Genomic DNA, 15930 nt, shown 5'->3' with positions numbered 1-15930 from the left:
TTTGGTAGGCCGCTCCAGAAGCGGTTTTGCGGTGGCGCTGTTCGCGCTAGCCGCGATAGGTACTCTGTGGGCGACTGACGTCTCTTGGACCGCTCGACTGCGGGGCGTAAATCCTACGCTAAAGTTTCTTATAATGCCATTCTTAGTATATTACTTTCGAAGGTCATCGCGATCAGTTTGGATACTCTTGGCATTCCTTGGATCTTGCACTGTTCTCCTGGGCTTGTCGTGGGTCGCAGCGTTTGTGCCGAATCTCACCCCGACTGCAAGTTTGCAGCCCGGCGTTCCTGTAAAGAACTACATCGATCAGAGCCAATCGTTTGCGTTGTGCGCTGTGGTATTAGCTTGGCCGATTTTTGAGTTGATCAAAGACCGAAAGATCCATTTGGCGTTGCCTCTGCTCGTGCTATCGATGGGATTTCTTGCCAATCTGTCTTTCGTGGTACTCGCTCGGACAGCTCTAGTATACGTTCCGATCATGTTATTTCTATTCGGAGCGTTTTATTTGCCGCGCTCACTTTTTTATGGAGCGATTGCAATTTGCATATTGCTTGCCGGGTCTGCTTGGTTTGCCTCACCCAATCTACAAAATCGAACGAATAGTATCCTGCTCGAATATTCAAAGTACGGTGCCGGCAATGATATAACGTCGACTGGATTGCGGCTCGAGTATTGGCGCAAGTCTCTCAGGTTCGTTGGCGCAGCTCCAGTCGTTGGGCACGGCACAGGATCTACCCAAATGCTATTTGATCGCGCCGCACTGGGCCAAACCGGGCTTAGCGCGGAGACGGTCAGCAATCCACATAATCAAACTCTCAACGTAGCCGTGCAGTGGGGGTTGATCGGATGTGTCGCCCTGTACGCAATGTGGATTGGTCATCTTAGCCTTTTTCGGGGTTCCGGCTTTTATCCATGGCTTGGTTTCATCGTCGTCGTACAGAATGCGGTTAGTTCGCTATTGAACTCGCATTTGTTCGATTTTGTGCCGGGCTGGATCTATGTGATCGGTGTTAGTCTCGCAGCAGGGCGTATCATCCAGCAGAGCGACGAATTTGGCGGACGATCCCTATCGAGAAGAATAGAAGACCAGAATGGAATGCCGACCTTCTATTCCGGCAACGCCGATCACGGAATCGTTCCTAGTTGACCAACTGCCGAAACTCAGCCAAGTCGATCCGGATGCAAGCGAAAGAGACCTTCTAGCGTCCAGACAGATCGGGAAACCTCTCGCGCCGTTTTTGGTACTCCGCTGCCAGGCGCCATACCGCGATGTCGCTGGCGGTGCCGCATGCGTCGCAATGCAGGCTCTTCTCGGCCACCAGCAACCGTCCCCGCCGCGAGGTTGCTTCTGAGGCTCGCTTGAGGCAGCTTGGACAAACCAGCGACATACGCCTAACCTTCCAACGCTCTACGAGACCTGAGTAGACTGCCCAAGACTAGGTGGCGAAGACGCTCTTCTCTCATCGTTTGCTCAGCTCTGGACGTGCCCTGCGGCCGGGTGATTTCGACGAGCCAGAGAGCACTTGCTTGTGAGATCGTGAAACTGGAGGTTCCCTACGAATATGATATCCTAGAACGCCAAAATGCTTGCTGCATGTTTGCCTGTCTCGCCGCGGGTTGCGGCGACCAAGCAAAGCGAGACTAAACTATTTACAGACCGATGTGCCCTCATCGAGCAGAGTCAATGAGACATTGCGACCGCGGGCGCCCACATGCCCTATATAACCAAGGCCGGGATGTGATGCCATGGGCGGAGCTCGTTACGGCCCGCGGAGCCTCACGCACGCGCTCAACGCCGAGATCGAGAAGCGCACAGTGACGAAATCACCGAAACCTGGGTCCGCGAGCTCAACGAGGCCGGCGTGCCTTGCGGACCGATCGACGCCATCGGACCAGATGCTCGAGGACGCGCAAGTAGAACATCTAGGCATCGCGCAGGACGTGCCGACGATGGGGGCCGCCATATCCGTCTGGTCGGCCAGCCCGTGACGCTGTCGCGCACGCCGAGCAGTATGGTGGCGCGGCCGCCGGAATTCGGCGAGCAGACCGACGAATTGGTCGCCGAATTCGGTTTTGATCTACAAGAGATTTTAGCTCTTAGGGCGGCGAGAGTCGTGTGAATTCCAGGTGAGCACGGAAACTTTAAAATGAAAATGCATGCGCAAGCACGTTTCGTTTCAGTCCGTGGAGTGAACGCGATCACGCACGGGCTTCCTGCCAAAGGCCGCAACGAGTGCACCATTGCCGACAGGCTAACATGAATAGAACGAGGGTTACGCTCATTAGCGGAATGCGCGATCCGGTGCTCTCTGGGGGCGCATCTTTGGAATGTGCGGCCTTGTGCTTCTGGGTGAGGCCGTGCTTTTGTGGGGAGGATGCTCGAGCGGTACGGTCCGGTATGATTCTAAGTACACACGCGATTGTTGGCGGCGCCATCGCTTATATGTTGCCCTCCCATCCAATCGTGGTCGCTGTCGCAGGATTTGCGAGCCATTTTGTGATCGATGCAATTCCACATTGGGACTATCCCCTTCAAGCAATCTCAGTTCGCAAGAATGCCGATAACCGACTGTTGAAGGCGGATCGTCGGTTGTGGATGGACCTGCTTACGATTGCGACCGATGCATCGACTGGATTCGCCCTGGCGATCCTTCTATTTTACCCAAGCGCGCCGATTTGGCTGATCGCACTGGGGGCAGCCGCCGGCATGCTGCCCGACCCGCTCCAGTTCGCGCATAGCCTCTACAAGCGAGAACCGCTAGTGACGCTTCAACGCTTCCATGTCTGGATACACACTAAACGTAGGCTGAACTGGCAGATTGGTATCGTGTCCCAGGCCGCCTTCGCCGCACTCGTTGCGGCAACCGCGCTAGTCGCGAGGCAATAAGCGAGTAGAAGACCATGCGGTTTTCTATCGCCTCCTCGATTTTAGATGTCCAAGGAGACGGTCGAGTACCGGCCAAAACAGCAGCACGATCGCCAAGGTCGTGATCGAGCCGACCAGGCCGTTCGACCAGAACACCTTGAGGTCGCCGCCGGCCCCGATCATCGACAGACGGAAGGCATCCTCGGCGCGGTTGCCGAGCACGAGCGCCAGCGTGAACGGCGCAAGCGGAATGCCGATCTTCTTGAAGACGTAGCCGACGACGCCGAAGCCCAGCATCAGCCAGATGTCGAACATGGCATTCTGGATCGCATAGGCGCCGATCGCGCAAGACACCACGATCATCGGCGCCACCGCGGCGAACGGCACGCGCAGGATCGAGGCGAAGATCGGCACCGTCGTCAGCACCAGCACGAGGCCCACGACGTTGCCGAGATACATCGAGGCGATCAGGCCCCAGACGAAGTCCTTGTGCTCGACGAACAGCAGCGGTCCCGGATTGAGCCCCCACACCATCAAGCCGCCGAGCAGGATTGCAGCGGTGCCGGAGCCGGGAATGCCGAGCGCCAGCATCGGCAGCAGCGCCGCGGTGCCGGAGGCATGCGCCGCCGTCTCCGGCGCGAACACACCCTCGATGCGGCCCTTGCCGAAGCTCTCGGGGTCCTTGGAGAAACGCTTGGCGAGATTGTAGCCCATGAAAGAGGCCGCGATCGCGCCGCCCGGGGTAATGCCGAGCCAGCAGCCGATGAAGGAGGAGCGCAGCAGCGTCACCCAGTATTTCGGCAGGTCCTTCCACACAGCAAGCACGACGCGCAGCGAAATGCTCGCCGCGTGTCCGCGTAACGCGAGGCGCTCCTCCATCGTCAGCAGGATCTCGCTGATGCCGAACAGGCCGATGACGGCGACGAGGAAGTTGATGCCGCGCAAAAGCTCCGACGAGCCGAAGGTCATGCGCAGATTGCCAGACACCGTGTCCATGCCGATGCCGGCGAGCAACAGCCCCAGCGACATCGAGATGACGGTCTTGTGCTTGGCCTCGCGCCCGAGACCGACGAAGGAGCAGAAGGTCAGCAGATATACCGCGAAGAACTCGGGCGGACCGAACTTCAGCGCAAAGGACGAGATCATCGGGGCGAGGAAGGTGATCAGGAGCACCGCGACCAGCGAGCCGATGAAAGAGGACGTGAACGCCGCCGTCAGCGCCTCCGCCGCCCTGCCCTGCTGCGCCATCGGATAGCCGTCGAAAGTGGTCGCGACCGACCAGGCTTCGCCCGGGATGTTGAACAGGATCGAGGTGATCGCGCCGCCGAACAGCGCGCCCCAATAGATGCAGGACAGCATCACGATCGCCGAGGTCGGATCCATCGTGAAGGTGAGCGGCAACAGGATCGCGACGCCGTTGGGTCCGCCGAGCCCGGGCAAGACGCCGACGAAGATGCCGAGCACCAGCCCGACCATCATCAGCACGAGCGTCTTCCACGTCAGCAAGACCGCAAAGCCGTGAAGCAAGAGACCGAAAGCTTCCATCGCGGACCCGCCTCAGTGGCCGAAGGCCGCTTCGAGCGGCCCTTTCGGCATGATGACGTCGAAGGCGATGTCGAAGGTCACGAACATGATTGCCGTGAATACAGCAGCGGTGAGCAGCGACTTCCACAGCGCGATCTTGCCGACAAGACGCATGAAGCTCGCGATCAGCAGGAAGCTCGCGACATAGAGTCCGAGAAACTGCGTCGCCAGGCAGAACAGCAGCGTCGGCCCGAACACCGCCATCACGCGGCGGGCTTGCGCGCGCGTGACGAAGGTTTCGGGTGCCCCGCGGTGCGCAACCAGCGCCACGATCAGGCCGTAGAGGCAGGCACCACCGAGAACGACGGAGAGGTAGAACGGGAAATAGCCGGGCTCCGGCCCGGTCGAATCCCAGGAGGCGCCGGTGCGCCAATTGTCGTAGCCGAGCGTGGCGGCCAGCGCGAGCAACAGGAGACAGACGAATATCTCGATCGTGCCGGATGAGACGACGGAAGGCGAGTCGTCTTCGGGCGCGGTCGGATCGTCGACGACGATTTCAAGATCGGTTTGGGGCATGAACGAACAACAATCGCTGTGGCCAATCCCCTCTCCCCGCTTGCGGAGAGAGGGTTGGGGTGAGGGGAGTCTTCACGAGGACGGTGATAGACGGACTCGCGAGAGTCTCCCTCACCCGCATCGCTTCTTCGATCCGATGCGACCTCTCCCCGCAAGTGCGGCGAGGTAAAGACGGCTACTTCGCGACGAATCCGGCTTCCGTCATCAGCGACTTGTTGACTGCATCGTCCTCCTCGAGAAATTGCACCATGTCCTTGCCGGTGAGGAAGATCGGCTTCAACGCCTGCTTTTCCATGTAGTCCTTGTACTCCGCAGTCTGCGTCACCTTGTGGAACAGTTCGACGTAGAACGCCTGCTGTTCCGCCGTGACCTTGCCGGGCAGGAACATCGCGCGCAGCATCAGATACTGCACGTCGACACCCTCCTCCTTGCAGGTGGGGATGTCGGCCCAGGACTGCGTCTCCGTCACCTTGCTGGTGTAGGAGATTCGCTCCTTGTCGAACACGCAGAGCGGACGCACCTGGCCCGCGCGCCAGACCTCGAGATTTTCGGATGGATTGTTGACGTTGGATTCGGTGTGGTTGCCGACGAGCTGGGTCGCGGCCTCGCCGCCGGACTTGTAGGGCAGATAGGAGAATTTCGCGCCGGTCTTCTGCTCGAGGAACACGGTCAGCACATGATCCTCCCGCTTCGAGCCGGTGCCGCCCATCTTGAACGGCGCGGCTGCCGCCTTCGCGGCCGCGACGAACTCCTTCACCGTCTTGGGACCCGCGCTGTTGTCCCACAGCACGAACTGGTCGAGCGCGATCACCGAAACCGGGGTCAGCTCACGCCAGTTGAACGGGATCTTTGCCGACAGCGGCAGCATGTAGATCAGCGAATAGGCGATCAGCACCTTGTTGGGGTCGCCCTCGCTGGATTTCATGTACATCAGTGCTTCGGCGCCGGAAGCCCCGCCCTTGAGCGAGACCACGATCGGCTGCTTCATCAGATTGTTCTTCTGGATGGCGGCCTGCATCATCCGCGCCATCTGGTCGGAGGCGCCGCCCGCGCCCGCCGCAACCACGATCTCGACAGGTTTGGTCGGCTCCCAGCCGGCAAAGGCCGGCGTGCTGAACGACAGCGCTGCTACAACGCCAGCAGCTTTCACTAGAATTCGCACGAGCTTCGTCCCCTGGTTATTGTTGGCTTTGTTTGCCCGGAATTTATGGCGCATTGTGCGGACTAATGCCTACGAGTTCAAGCACACGGACATCGCGCCGCCTATGACTTTCGGCTGACGAAGCTGAGCCGGAGATGCGCTACTTACCCTTACAGCTGGGCGTGCGCTTGTTGAGGAGAGCGTCCATTCCCGTTGCGGAAATCTTCGCCTTCCTCGCGCGACCGTCTGCGACGGATATGGCGCACCGGTTCTCCTGTCGCTTCCCGCGGGAGCGCGTGGCGAGCGACGTGGATATGTTGCCCAATGGCCACGGTGGCTGAAAATGCACAGCGGCACAGGCCCGAACCCGGCGCAAATGGATAGCCATTCATTGCAGGCCGTTGCGGCCCCATGAGATCATGTCGGGACTGCCGAGCACCCGTACGGGTCACGGTCGCGCGCTCGCGATAATTTCATTGTTGATTGAGAATATTGGATGGCCGGACCGATGGCTGGTGAGCGGATCGGATACGGGCTGCGATCCGTCGTGCGCCACTTTTTGGCGACCCTGCTGGCGACCACTGCGCTCGGCGTCGTCGCCGCGCGAGCCGTCGACGGCACCTGGGCCGGCGGCACCAGCGACTGGACGAATAGCACGAACTGGTCAACCAACCCGGTCGTGCCGGACGGAACCGCAACGTTCACCAACACCGGAAGCACGGCCGTCGACAACAACAACGGTGTCGTCGTCATTGGCACGGTCCAGTTCACGAGCATCGCCCAGGCCTACTCCATCACGATCGGCAAGCCGTTCACCGTCAACGCGGCAGGCATTGTCAACAATTCCGGGACGACGCAGAATTTCGAAGTCACCTCCGGCAACAATCTGGCGTTCCAGAACAGCAGCACCGCGCGCGGCGGTGTCGGGGCCGGAGCCGTCATCATCACGAACGACGCTGGCGGCCAGATCGATTTCTTCACCAGTGCTTCGGCTGGCAGCGCCACGATCAACAACCTCGCTTCGGCGACGCTGAACTTCCACAACACCACCACCGCCGCCACTTCGACCATCACCAACGACGGAACGGTGAACTTCGACGGCTCCAGCACGGGCGGCAGCGCGCGTTTCGTCAACAATGTCGGAGGCACGGTCGATATTTCCGGCCTGACCAGCACCGGCATGACCGCGGGCTCGATCGAAGGCGCCGGCAATTACGTGCTCGGCGCCAAGACCCTCACCACAGGCAGCCTCAACGCCTCGACCCAGGTCGACGGCGTGATCTCCGGCAACGGCGGCGGACTGACCAAGGTCGGCACCGGCACGATGACGCTGACTGGCACCAACACCTACACGGGCGCGACGACGATCTCGGCGGGGACGCTTGCGATCTCGGGCTTCGGCAGCATTGCGAGCTCCAGCGTCGTCACGGTGAACGCGACGCTCGATATCTCGGCAATAGCCCCGGCATCCGCCGCGATCACGACGCTCGCCGGCAGCTCGAGCGGCGTCGTGAACATGGGCGGCAAGGGACTGTTCATCACCAACGGCTCGACCGAGTTCGCGGGCGTGATCCAGGGCACCGGTGGATTTGACGTCGCTAGCGGAACGCAGACCCTCTCCGGTGTGAACACTTACTCCAATACGACGCAGATCGATGCCGGCGCGATGCTAGCGCTGAAAGGCAGCGGATCGATCGCGAACTCGGCGAGCGTGACGTTCACGCCAGGCGCAGGCGGCACGTTCGACATCTCGCAAACAACCTCCGGCACGTCGGTGAACGCTCTGTTCTCGTTGACCGCTGGCGGCATCGTCGCACTTGGATCGAAGACACTGACAATCACCAGTGGCAGCTTCTTCGGCGGCGTCATTCAGGATGGCGGCATTGCGGGCGGCACCGGCGGCAACGTCGTCATCGCCAACGGCGCCACCCAGCAGCTCTACGGCACCAACGCTTATACCGGCACCACGACCATCGCGAGCGGCGGCGAGCTCGATCTCATCAACTTCGGCGGCAGCGATGGCAGCATCGCGACCTCGCGCAATGTCATCGCCAACGGCTTCTTCGACATCTCGGCCCTGAGCGCCGGCACCTCGATCAAGTCGCTGGCGGGCTCCGGTAACGTCAACATCGGGGCCAACACGCTGACGATCACCAACGGCATCGGCAATTTTGCGGGCGTCATCGACGACGGCGGCGCGGGCGGCGGCCTCACGCTGACCGGTGGCACGCAGACACTGTCCGGCGCCAACACCTATACCGGCGCCACCACGATCAACGGCGGCAAACTCGTCGTGGACGGCTCGATCCTGAGCCCAATCACCGTCAATGCCGGCGGCACACTCGCCGGCGGCGGTACGCTGCCTGGCCAGGGCGTCGTCGGCAACGTCGCGATCAATGGTGGCACGCTCGCGCCCGGCAGCAGCACGAATTCGTTCGCGCCGCTAACGATCAACGGCCCCCTCAGCTTCACGGCGGCCTCGACCTATCTCGTGCAGGTCTCCTCCGGCAATGCCAGCCTCGCCAACGTCAACGGCGCGGCCACGCTCGGCAACGCGACGGTGAGCGCGATGTTCGGCTCGGGCACGATCAAGAAGCAGTCCACGATCCTGTCGTCGACCGGCGGCTTCGGCGGCACCTCCTTCAACGCAGCCGTCGTCTCCAACATACCGACGATCAACGCGTCGCTGAGCTACGGCACCAACAATGTGTTCCTCAACATCGGTCTCAACTTCGCGCCCAGCGGCGGCGGCCTCACCGTCAACCAGCAAAACGTCGCGAACACGCTGACCAGCTTCTTCAACTCGACCGGCGGCATTCCGGCGGCCTTCGCAGCGCTGACGCCGGCCGGACTGACGACGGCCTCGGGCGAGCTCGGCACCGGCATCATCCAGTCCGCGATCAATGCCGACGGGCAGTTCCTCAATCTGATGCTCGACCCGACCGTCATCGGCCGCTCGGGCGGTTTCGCCAAGGCCGGCAGCGTCGCACAATTCGCCGAGAGCGGCGACGCGGCCGCCTATGCGTCCATGCGCCCGGCCAACGCGCGCGAGCGCGAGGCTTATGCGATGGCAACCAAGGCGCCGCTGCTCGTCTCGCAGCCGGCCAGCCGCTGGAGCCTCTGGACCGCCGGCTATGGCGGATCGGCGCAAGTCGGCGGCAATGCGCCGGTCGGCTCGCAAGACCTGACCGCACGGGCCTGGGGCGGCGCGGCCGGCGCCGACTACAGGGTTTCGGTGGACACGCTGGTCGGCTTCGCGCTCGGCGGCGGTGGACTGAGCTACTCGCTCGCCAATGCGATGGGTTCGGGCTCGGCAGACCTGTTCCAGGCCGGCGTCTACGGCCGGCACAATTTCGGACCGGCCTATATCTCCGCCGCGCTCGCCTATGGCTGGCACGACGTCACCACCAACCGCACCGTGGCGCCCGTCGGCTTCGACCAGCTGCAGGGCCGCTTCAAGGCCGACAGCTTCTCGGCCCGCTTCGAGGGCGGCTACCGCTTCGCGACGCCGATGATCGGCCTCACCCCCTATGCGGCCGCGCAGGTCACGAACGTCAACCTGCCCAACTACTCAGAAGTCAGCCTCAATGGCGGCGGACTGTTCGCGTTGAACTATGCCTCGCAATCGCTGACCGACACCCGCTCCGAGCTCGGCCTGCGCACCGACAAGTCGTACGCGATGCAGAACGGCGTCCTGACGCTGCGCGGTCGCGCCGCCTGGGCCCACGACTACAATCCGGGCCGCGCCGTCACCGCGCTGTTCCAGACCCTGCCGGGCACCAGCTTCGTCGTGAACGGCGCCCGGGTCGACGCCGACTCCGCGCTCGTCAGCGCCAGCGCCGAGATGAAATGGCTGAGCGGCTTCTCCATCGCCGGTACCTTCGACGGCGAGTTCTCCGGCAACGTCGCCAGCTATTCCGGCAAGGGCGTGTTCAAGTACGCTTGGTGAGCCGAACGTCGTGAGTTGACGAGGCCGCCCTACTTCCCCGCCTGCCATTGGCCGGAGACGCCCAAAATCACCCTGACGCGGCCGCTGGCCGCATCACTCAGCGCCGTGGTCTGCGGCACCTGGACGTCGAGCTGGTCGACGAACGGGAACGGCCTGCCGGCTTCGCATAAAGGGAGAAGCGCGCAATTGCGATTCCGGAACCAATTGATAGTTGCACGGCGCAATCGGCAGAGGCCGCGCTACTTGCCCTTCCAGTTCGGCGTGCGCTTGTTGAGGAAGGCGTCCATTCCCTCGCGGAAATCTTCGCTCATATAGGCCTTGAGGATCAGATCCTCGCCCTCTTCGCGCGACAGCGTGCGGCGGATGCGGCGCACTGCCTCCTTGGTCGCTTCAAGCGTCAGGGGGGCGTGGCTTGCCACCAGCCTGGCGGTCTCGTCGGCGCGGCGCTGCAGCGTCTCGACATCAGGGACGATCTCGTTGAGGAGGCCGAGGGCCAGCGCTTCCGGTGCCTCGACGAGACGCGCCTTGAAGATCATATCCTTGGTGCGGGCGGGGCCGACCAGCGAGACGACGCGGCTGATGTTCGACATCGACAGGCAGTTGCCGAGCGTGCGCGCGATCGGAAACCCGATGCGCGTCGTTTCAGTCCCGATGCGCAGGTCGCAGCAAGCCGCAATTCCGGCGCCGCCGCCGGTGCATGCCCCCGCGATCGCCGCGATCACGGGCACGCGGCACTGCTCCAGCGTGCCGAGCACGCGGTCGATGCGGGCCTCATAGTCGAGCGCATCTTGCGCCGTTTTGAACGCACGGAACTGAGAAATGTCGGTGCCGGAGGCAAACGCCTTGTCGCCGGTGCCGGTCAGAATCAGGGCCTTGATCGAGCGGTCGGCGTTGATCTCCTGGCAGATCTCCGCCATGCGCTCGTACATGGCGAAGGTCAATGCGTTGCGCGCCTGCGGGCGGTTGAAGGTGATCCGCGCGATGCCGTCCGTGACGGAGTAGAGCAGGTCTTCGTTGGCGGTCGTCGGTGCGTTCATCGCGCGCTCTCTTTTCTCTAGGTTAGTTCAGGCAACCTGGGCCTTCAGGCCACCTGAGCCTTGGTCATCGGCACCACGTCGCGTCCCTTCAGGACGTCCATGGCCGCCAACACGCCGCCGCTCCGGTGCGGGATCTTTGCAAGATCGAGGCCCATCTCGACGCCGGCGAGCGTGCCCATCAACATCAGGTCGTTGAAATGGCCGATATGGCCGATGCGGAACACCTTGCCCTTGACCTTGTTCAGGCCGGTGCCGAGCGACATGTCGAAGGCCTCGAGCACCACCTTGCGGAAGGCATCGGCGTCATGGCCGTCAGGCACGCGCACGCCGGTCAGCGCTGGCGAATGCGCGGCAGGATCGGTGCACTGCGTCTCCAGGCCCCAGACCTTGATCGCCGCACGCGTCGCCGCGCTGTGGCGCTTGTGGCGGGTCCAGACGTTCTCGAGCCCCTCCTCTTCCAGCATCTTGATCGCCTCGCGAAGGCCGTAGAGCAAATTGGTCGCGGGCGTATAGGGGAAGGTGCCGAGCTTGTTGAAGGAGATGACCTCCTGCCAGTCCCAATAGGAGCGCATGCCGGGGTTGGCCTTGGCCACCGCGAGCGCCTTCTCCGAGACGGCATTGAAGCCGAGGCCCGGCGGCAGCATCAGGCCCTTCTGCGAACCGGCGACCGAGACGTCGATGCCCCATGCATCGTGTTCGTACTCCATCGAGCCGAGGCCGGAGATGGTGTCGACCATCAGCAGCGCGGGATGCTTGACCCGGTCGAGCAGCTTGCGCACCTCCAGCGGCGGCGTCACGCAGCCGGTCGAGGTCTCGTTGTGAACGACGCAGACGGCCTTGATCGTGTGCTGCTTGTCGGCCGCCAGGCGCTTCTCCATCTCCGCGAGGTCGGCACCGTGGCGCCAATCGCTCGGGATGAAGTCGACCTCGAGCTTGAACTTGTCGGCGATGCCCCGCCACAGCACGGCGAACTGGCCGGTCTCGCACATCAGGACCTTGTCGCCGGGCGCGAGCACGTTGACCATCGCAGCTTCCCAGGCGCCGGTGCCGGACGAGGGGAAGATGATCACGGGCTGCTTGGTGCGGAACACCCGCTGCATGCCGGCGAGGACGGCGAAACCGAGTTCGGCGAACTCCGGACCGCGATGGTCCAGCGTCGGCATGTCCATCGCCCGCAGCACGCGGTCGGGGACGTTGGTCGGTCCTGGAATCTGGAGAAAATGCCTTCCAGTATGCACGGTCATCGGCGTCCTTCCCGGTCTTGCCTTGATTTTGATGGCCGCCGAATAGCACCATTTGACCGGCTTGTCCCCTCTCCTAAAGGCGCCTCACATGCATAACGGGCTGGCTGCCGCCCCCTACTCCGCGGCCAGCACCTTGCCGGACGGCAGGCCCCCCTCGGCCTCCGTGAACGGGCGCTCCGGATGCATCAGGAAGGCGGAGAAGCCACCGAGCAGCAACAGGCCCATCGACATCAGGAACGGCAGGTACCAATTGCCGGTCGCGTCGATCACGAAGCCCGCCACCAGCGGGGATACGATGGCGGCAAAGGCCGAGCCGGTGTTCATGAGTCCCGAGGCGGTACCGGAATGTTTCGGGGCGATGTCCATCGGGATCGACCACATCGGGCCGATCACCAGCTCGGCGCAGAAGAAGCCGGCCGACAGGCACAGCGCGACGATCGTAATGTCGTGGACGAACAGGATCGGAAACAGCGAGAGCAGCGCCCCCGCAAATCCCGTAACGGTGACGCTCAGCCGCGCCAGGCGGACATTGCCGGTGCGGTCGAGGATCTTGTCGGACAGCACGCCGCCGACGCTGTCGCCGATCACGCCGGCAAAGAACACGCCGGAAGCGAACAGCGCCGAATTCTTGATGTCGAGATTGTAGTTGTTCTTGAAGAACAGCGGCAGCCAGTTGAGATAGAGCCACAAGCACCAGCCGTAGCAAAAATAGGTCAGCGTCACCGGCCACATCCGCCCCAGTAGCGGGCCCCATGGCACCTGCGGCCGCTCGCCGGTCGGGCGCGGCGGCAGTGCGGCGAGCTCGGCCTCGGTAATGAAGGCGTGCTCCTTCGGCTCGTTGCGGAAATACCAGACCCAGATGACGCCCCAGATCAGGCTGACGAAGCCGAGCACGACGAACGCGCCGCGCCAGGTCAGCCAGAGGATCAGCAGCGCCACCACCGGCGGCGTCACGGCATTGCCGAGCCGCGCGAAGGAATGGGTCAGCCCTTGCGCAAAACCGCGGCGGTTCGCAGGCGTCCAATATTGCATCGCACGCGTCGCGGTCGGAAAGGTCGCGCCCTCACCGAAGCCGAGCGCGAAACGCGCGACGAACAGCGCGGCAAGGCCATGCACGAAGCCGGTCGAGATGGTGGCCACCGCCCAGATCATGCCGCACCAGAACAGCGTCTTGCGCGGCCCGAAACGATCGCCGACCCAGCCCCCGATCACCTGGAACAGCAGATAGGGATAAGCGAAGGCGGAGAACACGAGGCCAAGCTGAGTGTTCGACAGACCCAGCTCCTTCTGGATCTCGCTCGCCGCGGTGCCGATGTTCACCCGGTCGACATAGGTGATGAAATACATCGCGCAGAGCATCGCCAGCACGACATGCGTGGCCTTGAACCGAATTTTCATCTCCACCCCTCCCTGACTATCTTTTGTGGTCGTCGACCGCGTGTCCCCGCGCGGTTTAAGTGCCGACCACTTTCAGATGCGGCGACGTATTGCCCTGCGGGCGCTGCTCCAGCAGCTTCATCGCGGCATCGACGCCGCCAGAACGGTGCGGCACGCCCGCGACCGAAAGGCCCATCTCCACGCCGGTGAGCGCGCCGAGCAACGTCAGCGCGTTGCATTCGCCGAGATGGCCGATGCGGAAGACTTTTCCGGCGACCTTCGACAGGCCCGAGCCGAGCGACATGTTGTAATTGTCGAGCGCGATCTTGCGGAACTGGTCGGCGTCATGGCCCGGCGGCATCAGCACTGCCGTGAGCACGGGAGAGAATTCGGCAGGCTCCTGGCAGAGGATCTCGAGGCCCCAATGATTGACGGCGGCACGGGTCGCAGCCGCCAGCCGCTGATGCCGCGCGAACACGTTGTCGAGCCCCTCTTCGAGCAGCATCGCGATCGCCTCGCGCAGACCGTAGAGCAGGTTGGTCGCCGGCGTGTAGGGGAAGAAGCCGTTTGCGTTAGGCTTGAGCATCTCCTCCCAGTCGAAATAGGAGCGCGGCATCCTGTTGGTCTTCGAAGCAGTGCGCGCCTTCTCCGAGATCGCGTTGAAGCCGAGGCCGGGCGGCAGCATGAAACCCTTCTGCGAGCAGCTGACACTGACATCGACCTTCCATTCGTCGTGGCGGTAGTCGACCGAGCCGAGCGAGGAGATGGTGTCGACCATCAGCAGCGCCGGATGGCCCGTGCGATCGATCGCAGCGCGGATCTCGGCGATGCGGCTGGTCGCCCCGGTGGAGGTCTCGTTGTGCACGACCATCACGGCCTTGATCGCGCGCGCGGTGTCATCGGTCAGTCTTGCTTCGATCACGGCCGGATCGGCGCCGCGGCGCCAGTCACCGGGAACGAAATCGACCTCGATGCCGAACCGTCCCGCCATTTGCCGCCACAGGGTGGCGAAATGACCGGTCTCGACCATCAGCACCTTGTCGCCCGGCGACAGCGTGTTGACGATCGCCGCCTCCCAGGCGCCGGTCCCCGACGAGGGGAAGATCACCACCGGGCCGGCGGTCTGGAAGATTTTCTGGCTGCCCTCGAGCACGGCCCGACCGAGCTCGCCGAATTCCGCGCTCCGGTGGTCGATGACAGGCATGTCCATGGCGCGCAGGACGCGCTCGGGGACCGGGCTTGGGCCCGGAATCTGAAGGAAATGGCGTCCCTGATGCATGAAACCTCCCGGTCGCGATTCTGGCCAGCTGTGCGGTCTATTTTGCATTCATTTTTTGTACTTTCAATCGATTTTTGGTATTCGATTGTGGAGATCGACGCAACCAAACGGGCAAACTACTGTGCTGCAAATGAAGTCCACGATTCCCGACAACGGGGCTCCGATTGCCCCGCCCGCCGGCCCTGGCGGCGAGCGCCAGGAGGCCTCGCTTCATGGCGAGATTCTGCTGCGGCTGCGCGACTACGTGGTCGAGGGCAACATTCCCGACGGCGCGCGCGTTCCCGAGCGGCAGCTCTGCGAGATGCTCGGCATCTCCCGCACACCGCTGCGCGAGGCACTCAAAGTGCTCGCCGCCGAGGGCCTGATCGAGCTCCTGCCCAACCGCGGCGCGCGGGTCCGCCAGCTCAGCCAGCGCGACCTCGAGGAGCTGTTCGACGTGATGGCGGGGCTGGAAAGCCTGGCCGGGCGGCTTGCCTGCGAAGCCATTACGGATGCGGAAATCACCGCGATCGAGCAGCTGCATTACGAGATGTACGGCCACTATCTGCATCGCGACATGCACGGCTATTTCCAGATCAACCAGCGCATCCACGAGAGCATCGTGGCGGCCGCGCGCAACGAGACGCTGAAGACCGCCTACGCCAATTTTGCGGGCCGCATCCGCCGCGTCCGCTACTCCGCCAATTTCGCCCGCAAGCGGCAGCGCTGGGCGGAAGCGATGCGCGAGCACGAGGCCATCCTCGATGCGCTGCGCCGCCGTGCCGAAAGCGAGCTCAGCGACATCCTGTTCCAGCACCTGCGCAACAAGCGGACGGCCGCGATCGAGCACCTGACCGAGCCCCAAGAGGACGCTCCGGCCTCCCCTTGAGGGCAGCCGGCTTGCTCATTTTGAATTCATAACATAATCGGCTAGAAACAAGAATGAATACTCCAGTCC

General features: G+C 62.9%; 13 protein-coding genes. 5 read left to right on the top strand and 8 right to left on the bottom strand.

Going from position 1 to position 15930, the window contains the following annotated elements:
• Positions 1 to 244: 244 nt before the first annotated feature.
• The 3 genes from AC0L3J_RS27915 to AC0L3J_RS27905 all read left to right on the top strand — a co-directional run bounded on the left by AC0L3J_RS27915 (position 245) and on the right by AC0L3J_RS27905 (position 2887).
• Positions 245 to 1147 carry an O-antigen ligase family protein gene (locus tag AC0L3J_RS27915; protein WP_473349066.1) on the top strand — a complete coding sequence of 301 codons (903 nt, stop codon included), beginning with the start codon at positions 245 to 247 and terminating at the stop codon, positions 1145 to 1147.
• Positions 1148 to 1862: 715 nt separating this feature from the next.
• Complete coding sequence (locus AC0L3J_RS27910; RefSeq protein ID WP_473349064.1) at positions 1863 to 2120, top strand: hypothetical protein; 258 nt, start codon at positions 1863 to 1865, stop codon at positions 2118 to 2120.
• Positions 2121 to 2398: 278 nt separating this feature from the next.
• On the top strand, positions 2399 to 2887 hold the full coding sequence (locus AC0L3J_RS27905; protein ID WP_473349063.1) for a hypothetical protein: 489 nt from the start codon (positions 2399 to 2401) through the stop codon (positions 2885 to 2887).
• 24 nt (positions 2888 to 2911) lie between these two features.
• On the opposite strand, the gene AC0L3J_RS27900 is transcribed toward AC0L3J_RS27905, so the two are convergent.
• From AC0L3J_RS27900 to AC0L3J_RS27890, 3 genes are all read right to left on the bottom strand, one after another.
• Positions 2912 to 4411 (bottom strand): tripartite tricarboxylate transporter permease, encoded by a 1500-nt coding sequence (locus tag AC0L3J_RS27900; protein ID WP_473349061.1) that lies wholly within the window; start codon positions 4409 to 4411, stop codon positions 2912 to 2914.
• 12 nt (positions 4412 to 4423) lie between these two features.
• Positions 4424 to 4966 carry a tripartite tricarboxylate transporter TctB family protein gene (locus tag AC0L3J_RS27895; RefSeq protein WP_473349059.1) on the bottom strand — a complete coding sequence of 181 codons (543 nt, stop codon included), beginning with the start codon at positions 4964 to 4966 and terminating at the stop codon, positions 4424 to 4426.
• Positions 4967 to 5141: 175 nt separating this feature from the next.
• Positions 5142 to 6128: a Bug family tripartite tricarboxylate transporter substrate binding protein gene (locus tag AC0L3J_RS27890; protein WP_473349057.1), complete on the bottom strand. Its 987-nt coding sequence runs from the start codon at positions 6126 to 6128 to the stop codon at positions 5142 to 5144.
• Positions 6129 to 6603: 475 nt separating this feature from the next.
• Here AC0L3J_RS27890 and AC0L3J_RS27885 point away from each other — a divergent pair, with 475 nt between their 5' ends.
• Positions 6604 to 10056: an autotransporter domain-containing protein gene (locus AC0L3J_RS27885; RefSeq protein WP_473349056.1), complete on the top strand. Its 3453-nt coding sequence runs from the start codon at positions 6604 to 6606 to the stop codon at positions 10054 to 10056.
• 29 nt (positions 10057 to 10085) lie between these two features.
• Here the strand turns inward: AC0L3J_RS27885 and AC0L3J_RS27880 are convergent, their stop codons facing one another.
• From AC0L3J_RS27880 to AC0L3J_RS27860, 5 genes are all read right to left on the bottom strand, one after another.
• Positions 10086 to 10280 (bottom strand): GspMb/PilO family protein, encoded by a 195-nt coding sequence (locus AC0L3J_RS27880; RefSeq protein WP_473349055.1) that lies wholly within the window; start codon positions 10278 to 10280, stop codon positions 10086 to 10088.
• A 15-nt stretch (positions 10281 to 10295) separates the two neighbouring features.
• Positions 10296 to 11093 carry an enoyl-CoA hydratase/isomerase family protein gene (locus AC0L3J_RS27875; RefSeq protein ID WP_473349053.1) on the bottom strand — a complete coding sequence of 266 codons (798 nt, stop codon included), beginning with the start codon at positions 11091 to 11093 and terminating at the stop codon, positions 10296 to 10298.
• 44 nt (positions 11094 to 11137) lie between these two features.
• Positions 11138 to 12337 carry a pyridoxal-phosphate-dependent aminotransferase family protein gene (locus AC0L3J_RS27870; protein ID WP_473349052.1) on the bottom strand — a complete coding sequence of 400 codons (1200 nt, stop codon included), beginning with the start codon at positions 12335 to 12337 and terminating at the stop codon, positions 11138 to 11140.
• A 114-nt stretch (positions 12338 to 12451) separates the two neighbouring features.
• Positions 12452 to 13735 carry an MFS transporter gene (locus AC0L3J_RS27865; protein ID WP_473349051.1) on the bottom strand — a complete coding sequence of 428 codons (1284 nt, stop codon included), beginning with the start codon at positions 13733 to 13735 and terminating at the stop codon, positions 12452 to 12454.
• 55 nt (positions 13736 to 13790) lie between these two features.
• Positions 13791 to 14993 carry a pyridoxal-phosphate-dependent aminotransferase family protein gene (locus AC0L3J_RS27860; protein ID WP_456769014.1) on the bottom strand — a complete coding sequence of 401 codons (1203 nt, stop codon included), beginning with the start codon at positions 14991 to 14993 and terminating at the stop codon, positions 13791 to 13793.
• A 130-nt stretch (positions 14994 to 15123) separates the two neighbouring features.
• On the opposite strand from AC0L3J_RS27860, the gene AC0L3J_RS27855 reads away from it, so the two are divergent.
• Complete coding sequence (locus AC0L3J_RS27855) at positions 15124 to 15861, top strand: GntR family transcriptional regulator (protein ID WP_456769013.1); 738 nt, start codon at positions 15124 to 15126, stop codon at positions 15859 to 15861.
• The last annotated feature ends 69 nt before the right edge of the window (positions 15862 to 15930 follow it).

This window comes from Bradyrhizobium sp. Kon37, assembly GCF_055807535.1.
The sequence above is the reverse complement of the archived record's forward strand: the minus strand, read 5'-3'. Positions and strand labels throughout refer to the sequence as shown.